16 protein-coding genes and 1 pseudogene are annotated in these 20752 nt (G+C 55.5%); 9 read left to right on the forward strand and 8 right to left on the reverse strand.

Features of this window, described 5'->3' with window-relative positions:
* The first annotated feature begins 20 nt into the window (after positions 1–20).
* From RAC89_RS09205 to RAC89_RS09220, 4 genes are read left to right on the forward strand one after another with little or no spacing between them, the layout of a single operon-like run.
* Positions 21–1415, forward strand: a complete 1395-nt coding sequence (locus RAC89_RS09205; protein WP_306613121.1) for a GerAB/ArcD/ProY family transporter — start codon at positions 21–23, stop codon at positions 1413–1415.
* Between the two features lie 34 nt (positions 1416–1449).
* A complete protein-coding gene (locus RAC89_RS09210; RefSeq protein ID WP_306613123.1) occupies positions 1450–2439 on the forward strand; it encodes a M23 family metallopeptidase in 990 nt (329 codons plus the stop codon).
* A gap of 39 nt (positions 2440–2478) precedes the next feature.
* Positions 2479–2907, forward strand: coding sequence for a bactofilin family protein (locus tag RAC89_RS09215; protein ID WP_306613126.1), 429 nt, complete (start codon positions 2479–2481; stop codon positions 2905–2907).
* 59 nt (positions 2908–2966) lie between these two features.
* Positions 2967–3710 carry an HAD family hydrolase gene (locus RAC89_RS09220; RefSeq protein ID WP_306616073.1) on the forward strand — a complete coding sequence of 248 codons (744 nt, stop codon included), beginning with the start codon at positions 2967–2969 and terminating at the stop codon, positions 3708–3710.
* A 68-nt stretch (positions 3711–3778) separates the two neighbouring features.
* Here RAC89_RS09220 and RAC89_RS09225 read toward each other — a convergent pair whose 3' ends face one another.
* From RAC89_RS09225 to RAC89_RS09235, 3 genes are all read right to left on the reverse strand, one after another.
* Positions 3779–4309: a helix-turn-helix domain-containing protein gene (locus RAC89_RS09225; RefSeq protein WP_306613128.1), complete on the reverse strand. Its 531-nt coding sequence runs from the start codon at positions 4307–4309 to the stop codon at positions 3779–3781.
* A gap of 93 nt (positions 4310–4402) precedes the next feature.
* The gene (locus RAC89_RS09230; RefSeq protein ID WP_306613130.1) at positions 4403–5926 is read right to left on the reverse strand and encodes a DUF4153 domain-containing protein; all 1524 of its coding nucleotides are present in this window, start codon (positions 5924–5926) and stop codon (positions 4403–4405) included.
* A gap of 15 nt (positions 5927–5941) precedes the next feature.
* Entirely contained in the window at positions 5942–6322 is a 381-nt protein-coding gene (locus tag RAC89_RS09235; RefSeq protein ID WP_306613132.1) for a hypothetical protein, read from the reverse strand.
* A gap of 118 nt (positions 6323–6440) precedes the next feature.
* Between RAC89_RS09235 and RAC89_RS09240 the strand changes: the two genes are divergently transcribed.
* The gene (locus RAC89_RS09240) at positions 6441–8228 is read left to right on the forward strand and encodes an ABC transporter substrate-binding protein (protein WP_306613134.1); all 1788 of its coding nucleotides are present in this window, start codon (positions 6441–6443) and stop codon (positions 8226–8228) included.
* 57 nt (positions 8229–8285) lie between these two features.
* Complete coding sequence (locus RAC89_RS09245; protein WP_306613136.1) at positions 8286–8786, forward strand: hypothetical protein; 501 nt, start codon at positions 8286–8288, stop codon at positions 8784–8786.
* A 107-nt stretch (positions 8787–8893) separates the two neighbouring features.
* Here the strand turns inward: RAC89_RS09245 and RAC89_RS09250 are convergent, their stop codons facing one another.
* From RAC89_RS09250 to RAC89_RS09270, 5 genes are all read right to left on the reverse strand, one after another.
* Complete coding sequence (locus RAC89_RS09250; RefSeq protein WP_306613138.1) at positions 8894–9217, reverse strand: DUF4870 domain-containing protein; 324 nt, start codon at positions 9215–9217, stop codon at positions 8894–8896.
* Positions 9218–9285: 68 nt separating this feature from the next.
* Positions 9286–9633, reverse strand: a complete 348-nt coding sequence (locus RAC89_RS09255; RefSeq protein ID WP_306613140.1) for a hypothetical protein — start codon at positions 9631–9633, stop codon at positions 9286–9288.
* A gap of 151 nt (positions 9634–9784) precedes the next feature.
* Positions 9785–11269, reverse strand: a complete 1485-nt coding sequence (locus RAC89_RS09260; protein ID WP_306613142.1) for a glutamate synthase subunit beta — start codon at positions 11267–11269, stop codon at positions 9785–9787.
* A gap of 228 nt (positions 11270–11497) precedes the next feature.
* Positions 11498–16096 (reverse strand): glutamate synthase large subunit, encoded by a 4599-nt coding sequence (gene gltB / locus RAC89_RS09265; RefSeq protein ID WP_306613144.1) that lies wholly within the window; start codon positions 16094–16096, stop codon positions 11498–11500.
* A gap of 236 nt (positions 16097–16332) precedes the next feature.
* Positions 16333–17328, reverse strand: a complete 996-nt coding sequence (locus tag RAC89_RS09270) for a Gfo/Idh/MocA family protein (RefSeq protein ID WP_306613146.1) — start codon at positions 17326–17328, stop codon at positions 16333–16335.
* 145 nt (positions 17329–17473) lie between these two features.
* On the opposite strand from RAC89_RS09270, the gene RAC89_RS09275 reads away from it, so the two are divergent.
* The 3 genes and pseudogenes from RAC89_RS09275 to RAC89_RS09285 all read left to right on the forward strand — a co-directional run.
* Complete coding sequence (locus RAC89_RS09275; RefSeq protein WP_306613148.1) at positions 17474–19696, forward strand: PAS domain-containing sensor histidine kinase; 2223 nt, start codon at positions 17474–17476, stop codon at positions 19694–19696.
* Positions 19697–19804: 108 nt separating this feature from the next.
* Entirely contained in the window at positions 19805–20383 is a 579-nt protein-coding gene (locus RAC89_RS09280) for a thymidine kinase (RefSeq protein ID WP_306613149.1), read from the forward strand.
* Positions 20384–20534: 151 nt separating this feature from the next.
* Positions 20535–20750: pseudogene (locus tag RAC89_RS09285) on the forward strand (pyridoxal-phosphate dependent enzyme); the annotation flags it as partial.
* Positions 20751–20752 lie beyond the last annotated feature (2 nt).

Below are 20752 nucleotides of genomic sequence, written 5' to 3' on the forward strand. Positions count from 1 at the left end.
GTGCCATGCACTTGAACGACTTGCAAATCATCAATCACCGTCAATTCGCCTGGCTGACCGCAGCGCTAATAACGGGCGGCGGACTGCTGACGATACAGCATGAGCTTGTACGTGTTGCCGAGATGGACGCCTGGTTCGCGTATCTGATTCCAACGGCATACTTGTTCGTGATAGCCTTTTGCTTCGGATTTATTGCGCAGCGATTTCCGGGCATGCACATGTTTGAAATTACCAAAGCGATCTTCGGAAAATTTGCCGGCACGCTGGTCAATCTTGTGCTGCTTTTTCACCTTTGGCTCATTTTGGTGCGGGATCTTCGATCCTTTGGCAAGTTCATCGGTACGATTCTGCTTCCGAATACGCCGGATGAGATGATTATCCTTGTACTGGTGCTGGTCCTAATATTTTACGGCCGTACCAGTGTGGAGGTCGTAGCGCGGGTAAACGATTTTTTTCTGCCCGTCCTATTCGGGCTGTTTGTGCTGCTGCCGCTTTTTCTCAGCAATGAAGTTTCGGTTAATTTATTGCAGCCGATTTTGGCCTCGTCGGTTGCGGATCATTTGAGGCTCAATTATTTGACCTTCGGCTGGTACGGAGACATTTTTGTAATGGGCGCCTTCCTGCATACCCTGTGGAATGCCCGGCAGCTCACCGCGGCGGTTCGTCACGGCACGGTCATTTCCTCCTTTCTATTGACGCTCCTGTTAGTGCTGGAGGTGGCGGTGCTCGGCCCGATCGTACCCGGCAATATGGTTTATCCAAACTATAGTTTGGTACAGCATATCCATATTACGGACTTTCTTGACCGGGTGGACCTGCCGGTGCTGATGATCTTTGTCCCCATCCTTGTATGCAAAATGTGCTTAATTTTCTTGTCATTTTTAAACGGCATTGCAAGCTTGCTGAAATCGAGGGATTATACTGTGATCAATACGTCCTTCGCTCTTTTTCTGCTGGTCACCTCGCTGCTTTCGTTTAAAAGCACAACCGAGGTGTTCAGCTTCGGCAACTACAGCTCGTCGCTCATTTTCTTAAGCTACCAGCCGCTTCTTCTGGTCGCCATTCTGCTTGCAGCAGGACGCTTCCCTATGAGGAGTCCGGGAAAGCAGTCGGAAGCAGGGAATGGCTCCGGGCCAATGAACCGATCGAACAAGAACGGATGGTTGAGCTCCCTTGTCGGCCAGAGATCGTACCGTACCTGGAGTCGAACCGGAAATGCCGTATTAGTTCTGATGATAGGACTGGTGGCTTTAGGTGTCATGTTCGGCAGGCAATATGCTATCGTCGGCACGCTGTGCGGGATCGGGTATTGCATCAGCCTGGTTCTCCTGCTGGGGACGACGCATATGGAAATCCAATCGGCAAAGGAGCAAAACGTGCTTCGGGCAAACCCCGAGTTGGTCCCTGAGGGCTAATCCATGAAAGTGCAAGAAACCGAAAGGAGTTATCATGAATTACAAGTGGTTTCAAAGCAAGCTGACGTTCGTCATCATTCCTGAGGTGAACGGCAGTGTCGTTCGTGTCAAGCTGAGCCGGGCGGCCATCTGGGGTACCGTAATTACGGCAGCTCTTCTGGTGATCGCCTCCTTATTCGTCTATTTTCATTATGCTCATACCGCCGCCACGGCATATTGGTGGAATGCGGAGCTATCCGGACAAAATGAGCAGCTGGAAAAGGATTTGGACAGCAAAAACGCCACGATCGAGCAGTTGAAAAACGATATCTTCTCGTTGTCCAAGCAGGCCGAGGAGGTACGCAGCAAGGTCGAACAAATGAAGCAGCTGGAGGATGAGCTGAAGAAGCTGTCCCCGGGAGCAGAAGCAGCGATCTCACAGGGACAGGCCGACGCCGGAGGTTCGGCTCTAGCCGGAATGGGCGGCCCTGCCGTTTCCGTAACGACGCAGGAGACGAAAGCGTTGGCTTCCGCCACGGAAGCCTCTTATGCGGCGCTGGGCGCCGAAATGGCCGAGCTGGAAGCCCGCTTCGCGGAATCGAGACGCGTTCTGATGGAAAAGCGAGAGCGCCTGCAGCATACTCCAAGCCTATGGCCTACCGTGTCACGGATTGTGACCTCCAATTACGGATACCGTAAGGATCCGATTCATCATAAGCTCAGCTTTCACCGGGGGATCGACATCGCCGGCAAAATGAACGATCCGGTCTATGCCTCCGGCAGCGGCACGGTACATACGGCAAGCTACGACAAGCTGCACGGGAACCACGTCATTCTAGAGCACGGTTCCGGACTTCGCACCTGGTATATGCATTTGAACAGCTTAGATGTGAAGCAGGGCGATAAGGTTGTGAAAGGCCAAACCATCGGAAGGCTGGGCACTACCGGACGCAGTACCGGACCGCATCTGCATTATGAGGTGATTCAAGGCGGGAAGGCAACGGATCCGAAGCCTTATTTGCCGGCCAATGCAACGAAGAGCTAGTGCTAGCCTTAACATAATCATGAAGGTGGTAAAGAAATCATGGCAATGTTCAGAAAGATGAAGCCTCCTCTGGCGGTCAGCGGCGGTGCCGTCACCTTGATCGGAGAAGGCAGTGTAATTGAAGGCGACCTGTATGCACCGGCGGATCTTCGGGTGGAAGGCGAGGTGCGCGGCCGGCTGCGCTCGGAGGGAGAGGTCGTGGTCGGAGAACGGGGATATGTGCGTTCCGATCTGCATGCCGCCCATGTGATCATTGCCGGACGTGTAGAAGGCATTGTGCGTGCCGAAGGAACCGTCCGGATCACGGCGACCGGCAAGCTCTCCGGCACCATCTTGGCCGGCTCGCTGATTATTGAGCAAGGGGCCGTATTCCAAGGCAAAAGCGACATGTATGGCGGCAAAGAAGCGCTGCCGCTGCAGGAGGCAAAAGAGAAGGAGGATGCGGCGCTGTCCTGTGTCGTGGTATAATAGCAGGACAGCCGTTTAGGGGCTGTTATTCTATAGGTAGCAGGAGCCGAACCACGATGATGAAGCCGCAGACGATTTTGTTTGATTTGGACGATACACTGCTGTATTGTAATAAATTTTTTGATATGGTCATGGATCAGTTCGCCGACCAGATGGAGATGTGGTTTCACGGATATCACTTATCGATTGAGGAAGTGAAGAAGAAGCAGGCTGAGCTGGATCTGCAGCAGGTGCTGGTCAGCGGGTTCTCTCCCTCCCATTTTCCCAAGTCGTTTATCGATACTTATGAATATTACTGTCATCTGCTCGGACGTCCTTGGCGCGAAGATGAGGTTCACTCCTTGAAGGAGCTCGGGGATTCAGTATACGGTCACGATATCGAGCCTTACCCTCACATGGAGGAAACGCTGCTTGAGCTTCAGGCGGCCGGGCATGAGCTGCATCTATATACCGGCGGAGATCCGGCCATTCAAATGCGCAAAGTAACCGAAGCCGATTTGGCGCGGTTTTTTGGCGACCGCATTCATGTAACGCGGCACAAGACGACCGAATTTCTCGGCGGCTTGATCCGTTCCCACGGCTTCGATCGCAGCAGCACCTGGATGATCGGAAATTCCCTGCGCACCGATATCATGCCTGCACTGGAGAACGGCATCCATGCGATCTTCATGCCGGCGCAGCAGGAGTGGTCCTTCAATCAAGTGGAGGTAACGGCCAAGCCGACCGGCGCTTACTTGACCTTGTCCTCGCTGAAGGAGATCCCCGGGGCCATACGGGATTATCTGGAAGGGAAGCTGGAGTAGCAAAAAAAAGGACCTCTATTCCACGAATCGTGTGGATTGAGGTCCTTTTACCTGTAATCGGTCTTGGCTTATTGCTTATCGGGAAGCAAAATCGTAGTTAGTATGCGCTTGCGGCGCGTCTCCGTAGGTTCGTTGTCCATCATACGGTAGAGCGACTCCCTGAAGCCGGCGATAAATTCCAGCAGCTCCTCGTCCGAGGCAAAGAAGGACGCTTGGCGATAAGACAGTCCGTCCTTGCGAGGGTCGATCGATTCGCCCTCCAGATACGTCCCGAAATCATTAATTAAGCCTGCAAGGAAATGCAGAAAGTACTGCATATGATCCTGCGGCGTCGCCTTCTTAAGATCCTCCTCGGTAAGGCTCTCCCCCTGATCGGCAAGCGCATAGACCCGTTCGACCGCCCCGCGAATTTGCTTCTGATCTACAACCACCAGCAGTCCGCCCTTGCGCAGCAGATTCAAATGCCGGTACAGCGTTGCCTGAGGCACCTCGGGCAGTCGCTCGGCCATTTGCCCTACGGTGAGCTGCCTGCCGCCGACCAGCGTTTGAATGATCTTAAGCCGCACCGGATGCAGGATTAAGTCAGCCTTGTTTTTCACCGGACACCGCCTCCGCCTGCCATTATTCTCATTGTTTAAAATGATCATAATATGCTAACAGACCCGTGTCAACGCCAGTAAGGAATTACCAATTTACTCTTTTCCAGAAAGCAGCTTCCGGGCCTGCCATTCGGACCAATTGAAGGAAAACCAAGGATCGTCCTCCGTACGCATCAAGCGTTCCCGCATCCGCCTCAGCGCTTCGTCCGTTTCCCCCACCTCGGGATGCTTGCGCTTCAGCTCCACCAGCGATAGAACTACCTCGTAGCTCAGGCTTCCCAAATAGTTGACATCGATGCGCCCCGTCGTTTCATAGCGCTCCATATTGCTGCGGGCGATGATTGCGTCGACGTTCAAGTAATTCAACGCTACGTAGGCAAGCAGGGCAACAGCCAAATAAGGCTTGATTAGCGAGACCTTCGGCTTCCAAAGCTTATAAAGCGCGATAACAAACAGCACCAGCAAGAACACCATAAACGCATGCACCAAAATCCTCGTCACGGTGTAGCCGTAGGCCTCTTCGTACATCGACAGCCGCAAATAGGCGGAGCTTAGCATCACGCCCGTGCAGCCGATGAGCACCGCCAGCAGCAAGCGCAGCAGCCTGTACGCATTGATGCCGGTGCGGTTCACCCCGTAGAGCATGATCATGAGCACCGTGAAGTTGATTACTGTGACGGTGACCAGCTCCCCGAAGCCCTTACGGGCGTACTCGGCATACGTTACGCCCTCCGGCAGAGCGGAGGACCCTCCCCCGAAGAAGTAGGAGAATTGAACGAAGGCAAAGAGCAAGTAGACGCCATTCAACACCACAAGCAATGTCGCAGCAATGGTGGGGTCGATAAGCGGCTGGGTCTTTGATGAAGTCTGCAGGGCGGGAGGATCGGGCTCCCATACTCCCGCTTCCGTCTCCTTACGGGCAGCGGAGCCGAATGGTTTGGGATAGAGCAGCCCTTTCATATAGGCAAATAACAGGACGGCTACAAGAACAATCCAGAGTCCGCGAAACAGAAGCTCCCCCGCCTCCAAGCCCTCCAGCAGCTTGGGCAGCCGCGACAAGGACCGGTCGAACATGGTATCCGCGGAAGCAAGTAAAGAAACGACCAGCGCCAGCAAGGGGATCGAAATCAGCAGACCGGTCAGCACCTTGACCAGCTCCTTAGAGCGCCGGCTGGACATCCGCGAGGTCATAGACCGAAACAGCAGCTTGATCGGAGCGGACACGTTGCTGATCGTCTGGAACAACACCTGCTCGGCCATCAGCCCGAGCAGCTTTGTCGGTTCAAACCGACTGCCTCGCACCATCCATACGGTATGTAGCAGAACCAGGCCCGGCACCGCCAGCGTATTCAATACACGGAACAGCGTATTGCTAAATAAGCCGTAGGTAAAGCTGAGCAGAGCAACGGCAACAAGAACGATTGCCGACGGTCCCAGCGTTCGTCCCTCTCGCCCCTGGTATGCCCAGAAGAACATCGCATAGAAAAGGCCGATAAACAAAGGGACGGAAACACCCCAAGCATGTTCATAAAAAACGATGTGATGGACAGCGCCGCAAACCAGTGCCGCCGCAAGCAGCCACCCATCTTGGCGTTCCAAACTCGGTTGCGTATTCAACGGTTCGTTACCTCCTTATTGAAGCCAATTCCAGCTATCGGCATTTGGGCTAAGAACACGGATGACCTCAATCAATTCCTCGGCTGCTTTAGCGGCTACCTCTTCCCTTTCGCCCGGAAACCGAAGCGCCTCCCTGAGACACATCCCCGTTTCGTCGGACAAGCAGGAGCTGGCGATCACTCTCCGTATCACTTCAGCATCATCCAAGAAAAGCACTTCACTCACAGGCAGCCCCTCCTGCAAGCTGTAAAACAAACGCGCGAGCTCTGTCATCGTGTTCCACTGCCGCTCGGGAGCCCCCCGGCCTTGCTTCAGCTCCGCCTGCGCCTCCTTAAGCAGCTGTTCTCTCCAAGATAAAGTCAGCGGCATACGCGACTCGACCGGTAATTCCATCATGGCTATCGTTCCTCCCGCCTTATGGTGATCTGTCCTTATTGTAGCTTGAAAAACAGGAACAAAAAGTGTAACTTTTAAATAACAATTTTCGTATTTTAGGCGAAAGAAGGTGATCTGGATGAAGCTGGCCTCGCACTACTTGCGGCTTCGGGAGCAGTATCCACATATTCGGGAAAAGCAGCCGTTGGGGGTCACCCTCGATGAGCTTGCTGGCGGGCTGGATTGCACCCATCGGAACACACAGCTTTTGTTGAAAAAAATGCAGGAGCTCGGATGGGTGGATTGGGAGGCAAGACGCGGCAGAGGGCAGCGATCGAAGCTCCTTTTTCTCAAGCCGGCGGATGACTTGATTCTGGATGTGGCGAAGGATCTGGTGGAGCGGAAGGATCTGCGAGGGGCGCTGGAGCAAATGAAGGTGTTTCATGTCCCGGACTCCCTGAAGGAAAGCTTCCACCATTGGCTGAACGGATACTTCGGCTACAGCAGCGAGGTGCGGGGGAAGGTTCGCTTCGATCTGCTGCGCTTTCCTCTCACCCAGCCACTTACCTCACTGGACCCGGCTACGATTCACTTTACGACGGAGGCTCACCTGGTGCATCAGCTATTCGATCCGTTAGTGCGGTACAATCGGCTAACCCAATCGATCGAGCCCCATTTGGCCCATGCTTGGGAAGCCGATGCGGAGCGGAAGGCGTGGACCTTTCACCTGCGCAAGGGTGTGCTGTTTCACCATGGCCGGGAGCTGGATGCGGAGGATGTCGTCTATACGTTCGAACGGCTTAAACAGCGTGCTTCCGGCTCCTTGTACAGCTGGGTGCTCCGCCAGATTGAGGCTGTCGAGGCAATCGATCCGATTACGGTACAGTTTCGTCTTACGGAGCCCAATGAGCTGTTCCTGCAGTATGCCGGCACGAATCGCGCTTCCATCCTCCCTGCCGACGTATGCGAGGAGCTGAAGGAGCGCTTCGCGCTCTCTCCCGTCGGTACCGGCCCCTTCAAGCTCGTGAAAAATGACCGTTCCATGTGCGTGCTGGATGTGTTCCCCGCCTACTTCCAGGGACGTGCGCATTTGGATCGTGTAGAGCTGTGGCATATGGAAGGGCTGGAGGAGCAGGACCGCTTTCGGACGCTGGAAAGCTTTCAGATCCTGCATAATTACCGGCTGCCCGACGAGGCCACCGGTGCTTGGCAGCAAATTCAACAGCAGGGAACCACGGCGAAGTTTATTACCTTCAACTTGCTGAAGGAAGGCCCTCTGACGCAGCCGGAGCTGCGCGAAGCCGTTGTGGCCGCCCTGGATCGGACCCGGCTCCTTGAGCGCTTGGGCGGGGACGCCGTCTATGCCGGCGACAGCTTCCTTGACTCGGAGCAGCACTTATCCATGGAGGCCGTATCGGTAGCTCCGACCGAGGTCAGGGTACTGCTGAAGCAGGCGGGCTACACGGGGGAGCGGCTGTCACTATGCACCATCCCTCAGTACGAACGGGATGCCCTGCTGGTGCAAGCCCTCCTGCAGGAGGCAGGGCTGGCTGTAGAACTGAGACTGCTCAGTGCCGAGGAGTTCAAAGGCGAAGCGAGACTGCAGGCCGATCTGCTCCTCTTCTCCATTATGCTGGATAACGACGCGGAGCTGCGGCTCATCGATTTGTTCAAAAGCATGCAGCGCCATGTCGAGCCTTCTGTCCGAGCCCAAATCGACCTTTTGCTGACAGCGGCTCTTCGTGAGTCTGAGCGCGGGCGCCGTACGGAGCTGCTGCAAGCGATCGAGTCCCAGCTTAAGGCGAAGCGGCTGCTGCGGCTGCTGTATTTTAAGAAGCTCAAAACCTTGTATCACTCCTCTGTCAAAGGCATTTCGCTGGATTCGCTCGACTGGGTTCAATTTAAAAACATCTGGTTTAAGCCATAATCCTTCCATCTCCTGAATATGGTAAAAGTATCGAACCGCAGGAAAGGGGATAGGAAGGTGAGAGCACCGAAACGAATCACGTACCGCGACACGCGGTACGGCTTTACGCTGCGCATTCCAAGCTGGTGGAGAAGCTACTGTGTCATCAGCAAAACCCGAACGGACCGCGACGCGGAATATGAGCTGCATTTTAAGTTCAAGTATAAGGGCAAGGTGTATGAGGACATCTTCACCGTGCTGGTCTACCGCATCACAAAGAAGCAATGGGTGGAGGAAGGGTACGAGGAATCTCCCCTTGTCTTTATGGCCGAGATGGACGGACGTGTGTTTGCCTATATAACGCCGGAGGAGCTGCCTTACGCTTTTGTGAACAAGAAGACCGGCGATTACGATTATGCGAAGTATGGGCAGGCGATTCGTCTGCTGAAGCGCATGGTCAATGATGAGGTCCCAGTCATCACTCAAAGCATCCGGTTCCCGCGCAAAACGACGACGATTTGCTCTAAGCCTTACCGGGCCCGAGGAGTTTGGACGCCTTGCGGCTGCAAGCGCCGGTAAGGAGAAATAGCCCATGAGGGAGCTCAAGCCCTTCGATGGGCTGTTTTATTGTTGGCGGGGTAAAAAAAGAGCCGCCCGGCGGCAGCTCACGCTAGCTATTAGATAGACTATTTGATCAAACGAATCGTTAACGGATAGCGATATGTTTCCCCGTTGGCGGCTTTAATCGTAGCAATAATAATTAGAACTAAGGCTGCGACACCGATCAGAATGAGCAGGACAATACCGACCAGCACAAAAATCAAAATGGCCGAAATAAACGAGTAAATCATGATGGAAATCTGAAAATTCAGCGATTCCTTCGCATGGTCTTCAACGAACGCGGATTGATCCTTCTTCATCAGCCAAATGATAAGCGGAGCAAAAATACCGATAATAAAGCAGAGTAAGTGGGATAACAGCGCCATGTTCTTTTCTTCACTTGTTACCAAGGGAGCACCTCCTTACGGCTTGTGTGTTATTAGTGGTATAGCATCCTATGCATGGGATCTATACGGTATTACCTGAACCATTTGCCGGGCTGAGACTTCCTTCGGCCAAAGCGTTCCATGCGCGATATTGGAAGCTCCCCGTTTGGCACCGGGCGTACCGACTGAGCCTCGAATTCGTTAATGGGAGCAACCCGTGCAGGAGCTGCTTCCATTTGAGCCAATTGCTGCTCCAGAGCTGCCATCCGCTCCAGTAAATCAAGAACCGTCCGCTGCAGACGACGCACCTCCTGTCTCAGCTCCGGCTCTTCCTCCGGGCGATTCAGGGCGCTTAGATCGGCTTCCTTTGCTATAGAATCCGGATTAAGGCCTAAGAGGGCCATTCGTTCCTCCGGTGTCACAATTTTTTGATGCAGCATCCCCCGCCTCCTCCCCAGCCAATTCGTCATGGACCTTTGATATGCATCATTATAACCGATGGCCGCATGAGAGAAGTTAAAGATTCACTAAAGTCTGATGCAAAAAACACGGCGCTCCGCAAGTCTGAGGCCGTGTTTGTATCGCAGAGAACTAAGGCAAATTGCTTGAGCCCATCAGGTAGCGGTCCACCTCGCGGGCGGCTTCGCGTCCTTCGTTGATCGCCCATACCACAAGGCTTTGGCCACGTCGCATATCTCCGGCTGCGAATACCCCCTCCACGTTCGTGGCGAATTTGCCGTAGGCTGCCTTGGCGTTGGAGCGTTCGTCCTTTTCCACGCCGAGCTGATCCAGCACAGTGGATTCCGGCCCCAGGAAGCCCATCGCAAGAAGCACGAGCTGAGCCGGATATACCTGCTCGCTGCCAGGCACCTCGACCGGCACGAAGCGTCCCTGATCGTCCTTCTTCCATTCGATCAGCACGGTGTGCAGCTCCTTCACATGCCCGTTCTCATCTCCCACGAACCTCTTGGTATTGATCAAATAACGCCGAGGATCCGCTCCCTGCGTCGCGGCCGCCTCCTCCTGGCCGTAATCCACCTTCAGCACCTTCGGCCATTCCGGCCAAGGGTTGTTCGGCTGGCGAGTTTCCGGCGGCTTCGGCATAATCTCAAATTGGGTTACGCTGGCGCAGCCATGGCGAATCGACGTGCCGACGCAGTCCGTCCCCGTGTCGCCGCCCCCGATCACGACCACATGCTTGCCTTCCGCGCTGATATACTGCCCGTCACCATGCTCGGAATCCAAAAGACTCTTCGTGTTCTTAGAGAGAAATTCCATCGCCAGATGGACGCCCTTAAGCTCACGTCCCTCAATCGGCAGATCGCGTCCTTTCGTTGCGCCTCCGCACAGCACGATGGCGTCGTACTCCGCCTTCAGCTGAGATGCGGGTATATCCTTGCCGATCTCCGTGCCCGTCACGAAGGTAATGCCCTCCGCCTGCATGAGCTCGACCCGGCGCTGTACGTATTTCTTGTCGAGCTTCATATTCGGAATCCCGTACATGAGCAGACCGCCCGGACGGTCTGCGCGTTCATAAACCGTAACCGTATGTCCCGCCTTGTTCAACTGGGCTGCGGCCGCAAGACCGGAAGGGCCGGAGCCGATCACGGCCACCTTCTTGCCGGTTCGCTTCTCCGGCGGATGCGGGGTAACCCAGCCCTCGGAGAAGCCCCGCTCGATGATCGATTTCTCAATATTTTTGATCGTTACCGGCGAGCCGTTCAAGCCGACCGTGCAGGAGCCTTCGCATGGGGCCGGACAGACACGTCCTGTAAACTCAGGGAAGTTGTTCGTCTTATGCAGGCGGTCGAGCGCCTCGCGCCAGTGCCCCTTATAGACCAGGTCATTCCATTCCGGGATCAGGTTGTTAACCGGGCAGCCGGCGGCCATGCCGCTGATCAGCTTGCCGGTATGGCAGAACGGGATGCCGCAATCCATACAGCGGGCGCCCTGCGTTTGAAGCTTCTCCTCGTCGAGCGGTGTGCTGAATTCATTCCAGTGCTTGATGCGCAGCAAAGGGGCGGCTTCGGTCGGTACTTCTCGGTTATACTCCATAAAACCGGTTGGTTTACCCATTATCTTTCCTCCGTGCTGTGTGGGAAAAGCATGTCCTTGTGTTCATCGATTAGCGGAGAGCAGTGTATCTGACCGTAGAGTTTACGTGCCGCCTTTGAAATCGGGTTATTACCATTAATTACAATACAGACAACCCGATTTCAAGAGCGGCCGAAGGCAGATACACTGACTCGCAGCGCTGCAGATGAACATCAACGGTTTTCGGCTTTTCCCGCACACCCTATTATTTTAGTTGCCGCTGACGCGGGAGATGTCCTTCATGTTCTCTTCAAATGCAACGAGCATCGCTTCCTGCTGGCTTAAGCCGGAACGCTTCACTCGCTCGATCGCCTCGAACATCCGCTTGTAGTCCTTCGGAATGACCTTAACGAATTTCCACAGCAAGTTCACCCAATCATGCAGGACGCGCTGAGCCACGCTGCTTCCGGTAAACGTAGCATGATGCTGGATCATAATACGCAGCTCTTCGGCTTCATACACCTCTTCGACTGGCTCGAGCAGCACCATCTCCTTATTGCACTTCTCTGCGAAGGTCCCCTGCTCGTCAAGCACATACGCGATGCCTCCCGACATCCCCGCCGCAAAATTGCGGCCCGTGGGACCCAGAACAACAACGCGCCCGCCGGTCATGTACTCGCAGCCATGGTCGCCGACGCCTTCCACGACGGCACGCGCACCGGAGTTACGCACGCAGAACCTCTCACCCGCGATACCGCGGATGTAGGCCTCCCCATCGGTCGCGCCATAGAAGGCCACGTTGCCGATGATGATGTTCTCCTCCGGCACGAAGCTCGCCTTCTCCGGCGGGAACACGGCCAGCTTGCCGCCGGACAGCCCCTTGCCGAAATAGTCGTTCGCGTCTCCCTCCAGCGAAAGCGTTATGCCCTTGGGCACGAAGGCCCCGAAGCTCTGGCCGGCCGAGCCGCCAAAGTGCAGTCGGATCGTGTCATGCGGAAGGCCCTCCAGACCGTAGCGGCGCGTGACCTCGCTGCCGAGGATGGTGCCGACGACGCGGTTCACGTTGCGAATCGGCAGTATCGCATGGACCCTCTCCTTGCGCTCAAGCGCAGGCTCGCAGATGGTGAGCAGCTCCCTCCGGTCGATCGAGCGATCGAGTCCATGATCCTGAAGCTCTGAGCAGAAGCGGCCCACCTCTTCATCTACCTCCGGCTGATGCAGCAGCGGCGCCAGATCGATGCCCTTCGCCTTCCAATGCTGTACGGCCGCGTTCGTCTCCAGAATCTCCGTGCGGCCTATCATCTCCTCGACGGTGCGGAAGCCAAGCTCCGCCATCAGCTCGCGCGCATCCTGCGCCACGAAGTGCATGAAATTCACCACATGCTGAGGATCGCCGGCGAATTTCTTGCGAAGCTCCGGATTTTGCGTCGCTACGCCGACAGGACACGTATCCAGATGACATACCCTCATCATGATACAGCCGAGGGCGATCAGCGGCGTAGTCGCGAAGCCGAACTCTTCTGCGCCGAGCAGGGCGGCCACAACCACATCCCGCCCGGTCATCAGCTTGCCGTCCGTCTCCACGGTGATCCGGCTGCGGAGGTTGTTCAGCACGAGCGTCTGATGCGTCTCGGCAAGCCCCAGCTCCCACGGCAGGCCCGCGTGGCGAATGGACGTCTGCGGCGAGGCGCCGGTCCCTCCGTCATAGCCGGAGATAAGCACGACGTCCGCCTTGCCCTTGGCCACGCCGGCTGCAATCGTGCCTACGCCGACCTCGGACACCAGCTTCACACTGATTCGTGCCCTCGGGTTCGCGTTCTTCAGATCGTGAATCAGCTCCGCCAAGTCCTCGATCGAGTAGATATCATGGTGCGGCGGCGGCGAGATCAAGCCAACCCCCGGCGTAACCCCGCGCACCTCGGCAACCCACGGGTACACCTTTGAGCCCGGCAGCTGTCCGCCTTCTCCCGGCTTGGCGCCCTGCGCCATCTTGATCTGAATCTCATCGGCATTGACCAAGTAGTTGCTCGTCACGCCGAAGCGCCCCGAGGCCACCTGCTTGATCGCACTGCGCCTGGAGTCACCGTTAGCGTCCGGCGTGAAACGATCCGGATGCTCGCCGCCCTCGCCCGTATTCGACTTGCCCCCGATCCGGTTCATCGCGATCGCAAGGCTTTCATGGGCTTCCTTGCTGATGGAGCCGTAAGACATCGCCCCGGTTTTAAATCGCTTGAAGATCGATTCCACCGGCTCCACTTCCTCGATCGGCACAGGCTTCCTGCCCGGCTTGAAGGATAACAGCGAACGAAGGGACATGAACCGCTCGTTCTCCCGATGAATCAGCTTGACGAAGTTCTTATACTGCGAATAGTTGTTCGTCCGAACGGCAGACTGCAGCGCATGGATCGTCTCGGGATGGTAGAGATGCTCCTCGCCGTCCTTCCGCCACTGCAGCTCGCCTCCCGTATCCAACACGCGGTCGCGGCCCTCCTGCGGAGAGAAGGCCCGCTTATGTCGCAGCAGCGCCTCCTGCGCAATCGCATCAATCTTAATACCGCCGACGGGCGTGTACGTCCACGTGAAGTATTTATCGATCACGGACGAATCCAGCCCGATCGCTTCAAATATTTGCGCCCCGCGGTACGACTGGATCGTCGAGATCCCCATCTTCGCGAGCACCTTCACGACGCCCTTGGTTACAGCCTTAACATAATTGTAAACCGCCTTCTCCGCCGTCAGCCCCTTTAGCTTGTTGCTGCGCACCTGATCCCCCAGCGTCTCCAGTGCCAGATACGGATTCACCGCGCTCACGCCATAACCGAGCAGCAGCGCAAAATGATGCACCTCGCGCGGCTCGCCCGATTCGAGCAGCAGCCCGACCCGGGTACGCGTCCCCTCGCGGATCAGGTGATGGTGCAAGCCCGAAACGGCCAGCAGCGCCGGGATGGCGGCATGGTCCTCGTCTACTGCTCGGTCGCTTAAGATGAGCAGCGTAGCACCGTCCGCAATGGCATCATCCGCAGCGGCGTACAGCCCTTCCATCGCCCGCTCCAGACCCTCCGGCCCCTTTACGGCCGGGAACACAATCGGCAGCGTCACCGTTTTGAAGCCCTCGCGCTGAATATGGCGCAGCTTCGCCAGCTCCGCATTCGTCAGCACCGGCGTAGCCAGACGGATCTGCCGGCAGCTCTCCGGCTCCGGCTGGATCAGGTTGCGCTCCGGTCCGACGGTCGTGCCCTGCGCTGTGATGATCTCCTCAAAGTTCGCGTCGATCGGCGGATTCGTCACCTGCGCAAACAGCTGCTTGAAGTAGCTGTACAGCAACTGCGGACGCTCCGACAGAACGGCTAGCGGAGCGTCGAAACCCATGGAGCCGATCGGATCGACCCCTGTACGGGCCATCGGCTCCAAAATTTTGCGTAAATTTTCGAACGTGTAGCCGAACGCCTGCTGCCGCTGCAGCACCGTTTCATGATCGGTCTGCGGCACATCGGCGTCCGCCGCCTCCGGAAGCTCCTCCAGCGATACCAAGTGCTCGTCGAGCCAGTCCCGGTAAGGATGCTCCTTCACGATGCGCTCCTTGATTTCCTCGTCGGAGACGATGCGCCCTTCCACCGTATCGACCAGCAGCATACGCCCAGGCTGCAGCCGCTGCTTCGCCACGATACGCTCCGGCTCGATATTCAGCACGCCGGCCTCGGAAGCAAGCACAATGAGATCGTCACTGGTAACATAATACCTTGCAGGACGCAGCCCGTTGCGATCCAGCACCGCGCCGATGACCTTACCATCCGTAAAGGAAATTGCCGCCGGACCGTCCCAAGGCTCCATTAAACAGCTGTGATACTCGTAGAAAGCCTTCTTCTCATCGCTCATGGACTCATGCTTGGACCAAGGCTCCGGAATCATCATCATGGCTGCATGCGGCAATGACCGGCCCGCCAGCATGAGAAATTCCAGACAGTTATCGAACATCTGGGAGTCAGAGCCATCCGTGTCAATTACCGGGAGGATGCTCCGAAAGTCCTCTCCGAACAAACCCGTTTCGCATACCGCCTGCCGGGCATGCATCCAGTTTACATTACCGCGGAGCGTATTGATCTCCCCATTATGAATGATGTAACGGTACGGATGCGCACGCTCCCAGCTCGGGAACGTATTGGTAGAGAAGCGCGAGTGAACAAGCGCCATGGCCGACTCAAGCTTCGGATCTCTGAGCTCGACATAATAGCTGTCGACCTGCTCCGGGGTCAGCATCCCCTTATACACGATGGTCCGGCTGGACAAGCTGGAGAAATAGAACGATTCTCCGCCCTGCACCGACCGGATTGCGTTCTCCGTCCGTTTGCGGATGACGTATAATATGCGTTCGAAGCCAAGCTCATCCTGGACGTCTTCGGAGGCGCCGATAAACACTTGTCGAACATAAGGCTCGGCGGACTTGGCAGTATTCCCTAGGGAGGCGTTATCGGTGGGAACCGTTCTCCACCCGAGGAAGCTCTGGCCGGAATCGCGAATCTTCTCCTCCAGCACCCGCTCACATGCGATGCGCGCCTCGTGATCCTGAGGAAGGAATACCATGCCCACTCCGTAGCTGCCGGGTTCAGGGAGCTGGATGCCCTCCTCCTGACAGGCCGTTCGCAAGAAAGTATGAGGAAGCTGCATGAGAATGCCGGCACCGTCGCCCGTATTCGTCTCACAGCCCTGACCGCCGCGATGATCCAGGTTACAAAGCACATTCAGCGCTTGGGATACAATCTCATGGGAGGGGCGGCCCTTGATATTCGCGACAAAACCGATACCGCAGGCGTCGTGCTCAAATTGCGGATCGTACAAGCCCTGCTTGACAGGCAATCCTTTTTTCATCATGAAAGCGCTACCTTTCTTTCTTGTGGTTTTTGGTTGTGATGCTTTAAAGCCGTAAACAGCTGCAAAACACAAATAGGCGCGGAATCGGCATGGCATCGATAAACGCCGCACCCATCCAGCGCCTCGAATCTTACATTCCAGTCTCTGCATGTCTTGGTTGTGACAATTCTATGAACATTTTCGATAATATGTTTTATATTACCATCTGCTTTGGGTTATGACAACGAAAAAGAATGTCATTTCTCCACGAAAATATGCCGTCCTTCGAATGCCGACCGATAGCCCGCCTCCATAACAAGCGAGGTCAGAATGCCTTCTTCTCCCGGGCAAAGATACGTCTCTTCCCCCCGAATGGACCGAATAAACTGCTCTATCATAGGTACGTTCATATTCATATGCTTCGGCAGGTCGAATGTATGCTGCTGACCGCTGCCGTCCGTCCATTCGAAGAAAGAATCCTCGATACTGCGCATGGTGATTTTCCCGTCGCTTCCGAACACCTCCAGCTGATTGCCGACCGCTGCGCTGAAGCCGGCATGCACCGAAGCCTGACAGCCGGACTCGAACCGGATCAGGAGCGAAGCCAGATCCTCGACCGGGAGCGACTGCCACACATTGCCGGTCATACCGGCTACCTGTACAGGCTGACCCAAGCAGTAAATCAACTGATCGATTACATGGCTGCCTACATCCATCAGCGGTCCTCCACCCGAAATCTCCGGCCGAAGGAGCCACGCCCGATCCGTCTCCGCGTAGTCGGTTTTCCCGCTGAACTGGGCCCTAGCGTACACCGGGACGCCAATACCGCCCTCGGCGATAATGCGGCGAATTTGCTGCATTTTCGGATAGAATCGTCGATAATAAGCGATCCCTAATTGAACGCCATGTTCCCGGCAGGCGTTCACCATTTCGCGGGCCTGGACGCCCGTAAGCGCCATCGGCTTCTCGCACAGCACATGCTTCCCGCTCCGGGCCGCCCGGATCGTTTGCTCCGCATGGCCGGCCACAGGGGTGGCGATATAAACGGCATCCACCTCCGTGTCCTCCAACGCCTCATCATAGCTGCCATATGCCTTCGGCACCGAGAAGCGGTCCGTAAACTCCTTCAGCTTTTCTTGGCTTCGGCGGTATGCCCCCAGCAAGGTACTTCCCTGCGCTTGCTGCAAAGCTCCTGCTACACGTCGTTCCGCTACATCTCCCGCGCCTATCAACGCCCATTTGATCGTTCCCATTCCCTCAGCTCCATTCCGGTGATTGCCATCCGTTTAAGTATAAGCCTTAAAGAAAATTTATCCAATTGTCACGTTTTGAAAAAAGGAAATTTTTCCAATACAGCGAATTGTAAATCTACTCAACCTAACTTGGGGGTATGCCGCCGTGTTAAAAAGAAATCAAACGATCGGAAACGCTGAACTGCTTGCCTTATTCGGCGCAGTCGATCATCGGCCATCTCCGTTGGCAGAGCTGGCATACCAAAGCTTCGTTTACTCTCCTGCCGGAATGCTGCTGCTGAATACGGAGCTTCAGATCCTGCTGTCCAACGAATCCATCTGCCGGCAGCTTGGGCTCACAGCGGACCACTTGAGCGGCCAATCGCTCCCGTCGCTGATCCACTCCGGCGATCTGCTGCTGTGCATGCATCAGCTGAGCCAATTCCTCGCGGGACAGATTGAACCCTATCAAGCTATCATCCGCCTTACTCATGCGGCGGGCCATACCGTTTGGACCCACATTACCGTTTCGATGCTGGGCTCACAGACAGGAAATGGGCGCTACATTTTGGTGCAAGCCATGGATATGACAGAGAAAAAGCAAGCCGAGCTGGCCCTTCAGGAATCGGCGCTTAAAATCTCCTCGCTGCTCGAAACCATACCGGACGCTTTCATTATGCTGAATCGCCAGTGGCAATTTACTTACTTGAATAAAGGTGCGGAGCAAATGATTAGGCGCAAACGGGAGCAGTTGCTCGGCAGGGAGATATGGGACCTTTTTCCCGAAGCGGTGGATACCAACCTGTATAGTGCGTACTACCAGTCTATGGAGGAGCAGGAGCCACGCCATTTGCAAAATTACTACCCTCCGCACGAACGCTGGTACGATATTAGCTGTTATCCCTCGAAGCACGGGCTTACTGTATTTTTCCGTGACATTACAACACAGAAGCAGCAGGAACAGGAGCTGCTGAGCACCAAGCTGCATCTGGACTCCATGATCGACAATGCTGCCGATTCGATCGTCATCCTGGACGATACACTACGGATCATCCGTGCGAATCAGGCCTTTTGGGACATGTACGGATATAGGGAGGAGGAGCTCGCCGGGAACATCCCGAAGACGATTCCCACAGAGCTTGTTGATGAGACTGAGCATCTGTTTCGCAAGGTGTTTTCCGGAGAGCAGATTCCTCCGCTGGAAACCCGGCGCCTTCGCAAGGACGGAACGCTCATCGACGTCAGTCTTACGCTCTCCCCGATCATTAATGCCGACCGGAAGGTCGTTTCGATCTGTATCATTGGCCGCGATATCACCATGGCGAAGCATTTGGAGCGAAAGCTTAGGGAAAGTCAGGAAAGATATCGCTTGATTGCGGAAAATACGAAGGACTTCGTTTCTCTTATGGACGTCCGGGGAAAAGTCTTGTTTGCTTCGCCTTCGCATCGGGCCATTGCTCGTAATCCGTCGTCCGGCAGCGACAATGCTTTCGAGCTGCTGAAGGAGCCGTGGAAGACCAAGGCCGTTCAATGGTTTCAAGACATTGTGCAAAGCCGGGAAGCAAGGCAGATCGAGCTTACCCTGCCCAGCAAGGAGCATGAAAGCATGGTCGTCGAATCAAAAGGTGTGCCGATCCTCGGGCAGGACGGACAGGCGGAGGCGGTGCTTATCGTCTCCCGCGACATCAGTGAGCGAAAGAAAACGGAGGAGCTGCTGAGGCATTCGGAGAAGCTTTCCATTGCAGGGCAGCTTGCCGCCGGCATCGCGCATGAAATTCGCAATCCGCTGACCGCCCTCAAGGGCTTCATCCAATTCATGCAGTCGGACTCCGTATACCGGGAGCAATATCTGCAAATCATGATCTCGGAGCTGAACCGGATCGAGCAGATCATCAGCGAGCTGTTGATGCTGGCCAAGCCGCAGACAGTTCATTTTCAGGTGAAGCCGCTGGAGCCGATCCTTACGGACGTCGTTTCCCTGCTCGAATCGCATGCCAACATCAGCAATGTGATGCTCGATTGGGTACCGTCCGGAGATATGCCCCCGGTCCGCTGCGAAGAGAATCAACTCAAGCAAGTGTTCATCAACATCTTGAAAAATGCGATCGAGGCGATGCCCCTTGGCGGAAGCATTCAGATACGTGCGGCGGCCTCCGAGAGGGAGCCGGGTATGCTGGAGCTCACCTTCCGGGATGAGGGAATCGGCATACCGCAGGAGCTGCTGGGGCGACTGGGCGAGCCGTTCTACACAACCAAAGAGAAGGGCTCCGGCCTCGGACTGATGGTCAGCCAAAAAATCATTAACGAGCATGAGGGTCGTATGCATTTTGCAAGCCGACCTTCCCTTGGAACGACGGTCACCATTTTACTTCCAGCCATTCCATCCTAAAAGCGCCTGAGAGCTGCTCCCAAATAGTGGGCTCGAGATTGCCTGTACCTGCTGAACTTCTTGTGCTATGATAAAACACGTATTTTACGGCGAGAGGACGTTTGACAGGTGGCGAAGCTCTATTTCCGATATGGCACGATGAACAGCGGGAAATCCATTGAGGTACTTCGGACGGCGCATAATTATGAGGAACAAGGCAAGAAGGTGCTGCTGTTCACTCCGCTAGTCGACGACCGGTACGGCGTGGGAACGGTGGCCTCCCGGATCGGCATGCAGAAGGAAGGCATCATAATCGATGACGGGCTGGATATGGTTCAAATGGCTTTGAAAGAACGGCCGAACTGCATTCTAATCGATGAGGCGCAGTTTCTAAAAAAAGAGCAGATTCTTCAGCTCGCGGAAATTGTAGATACGCTGAATATCCCGGTCATTGCTTACGGGCTGCGGGCGGATTTCATGGGAGAGCTCTTCGAGGGCAGCTATCACCTGCTGGCGCTGGCCGACAAAATCGAAGAGATCAAGACGATCTGCTGGTACTGCGATAAGAAAGCGATCATGAATATGCGCTGCAAGGATGGCGTTCCTGTGTTCGAAGGGGCTCAGATTCAGATCGGAGGCAATGAAAGCTATTTGCCCGTCTGCCGCAAGTGCTATTCATTAAAGAAGAAGCAGTCGCATACGATGTAATTGAGGTTGTCCTCATCTGAAAAAAGGGCGGAGCCAGCGTCTCACCGAGACTTGCTTCGTCCTTTTGTATTTCCAACCAGGAACGGCGCTGGTATAATACATACTATACCGATTGAATAACACCACTTTTATTAAAGGAGGAGCAAGCGGCGTAGTCGATGAAATTTACACCGTGAAAAACGAGGACGCCTTCGAGACCGCTCGCCTGCTTACCCGCACCGAAGGACTGCTCGTCGGCATTTCCTCCGGTGCTGCCGCTTACGCAGCTGCTCAAATCGCGCGACGGCCGGAGAATAAAGGAAAAACCATCGTCGTCCTGCTCCCCGATACGGGAGAACGCTATTTGTCCACGCCCCTCTTCCAGTAGGT

The sequence above is a fragment of the Paenibacillus sp. GD4 genome (assembly GCF_030846225.1).
GTDB lineage: Bacteria > Bacillota > Bacilli > Paenibacillales > NBRC-103111 > Paenibacillus_G > Paenibacillus_G silviterrae.

Excerpts from the sequence above, each read along its gene's own strand:
- RAC89_RS09235 (WP_306613132.1), bottom strand. The coding sequence starts at position 6,322 with ATGATGGAATTACCGGTCGAGTCGCGTATGCCGCTGACTTTATCTTGG.
- RAC89_RS09240 (WP_306613134.1), top strand. The coding sequence starts at position 6,441 with ATGAAGCTGGCCTCGCACTACTTGCGGCTTCGGGAGCAGTATCCACAT.
- RAC89_RS09210 (WP_306613123.1), top strand. The coding sequence starts at position 1,450 with ATGAATTACAAGTGGTTTCAAAGCAAGCTGACGTTCGTCATCATTCCT.
- RAC89_RS09260 (WP_306613142.1), bottom strand. The coding sequence starts at position 11,269 with ATGGGTAAACCAACCGGTTTTATGGAGTATAACCGAGAAGTACCGACC.
- RAC89_RS09220 (WP_306616073.1), top strand. The coding sequence starts at position 2,967 with ATGAAGCCGCAGACGATTTTGTTTGATTTGGACGATACACTGCTGTAT.
- gltB (WP_306613144.1), bottom strand. The coding sequence starts at position 16,096 with ATGATGAAAAAAGGATTGCCTGTCAAGCAGGGCTTGTACGATCCGCAA.
- RAC89_RS09215 (WP_306613126.1), top strand. The coding sequence starts at position 2,479 with ATGGCAATGTTCAGAAAGATGAAGCCTCCTCTGGCGGTCAGCGGCGGT.
- RAC89_RS09255 (WP_306613140.1), bottom strand. The coding sequence starts at position 9,633 with ATGCTGCATCAAAAAATTGTGACACCGGAGGAACGAATGGCCCTCTTA.
- RAC89_RS09270 (WP_306613146.1), bottom strand. The coding sequence starts at position 17,328 with ATGGGAACGATCAAATGGGCGTTGATAGGCGCGGGAGATGTAGCGGAA.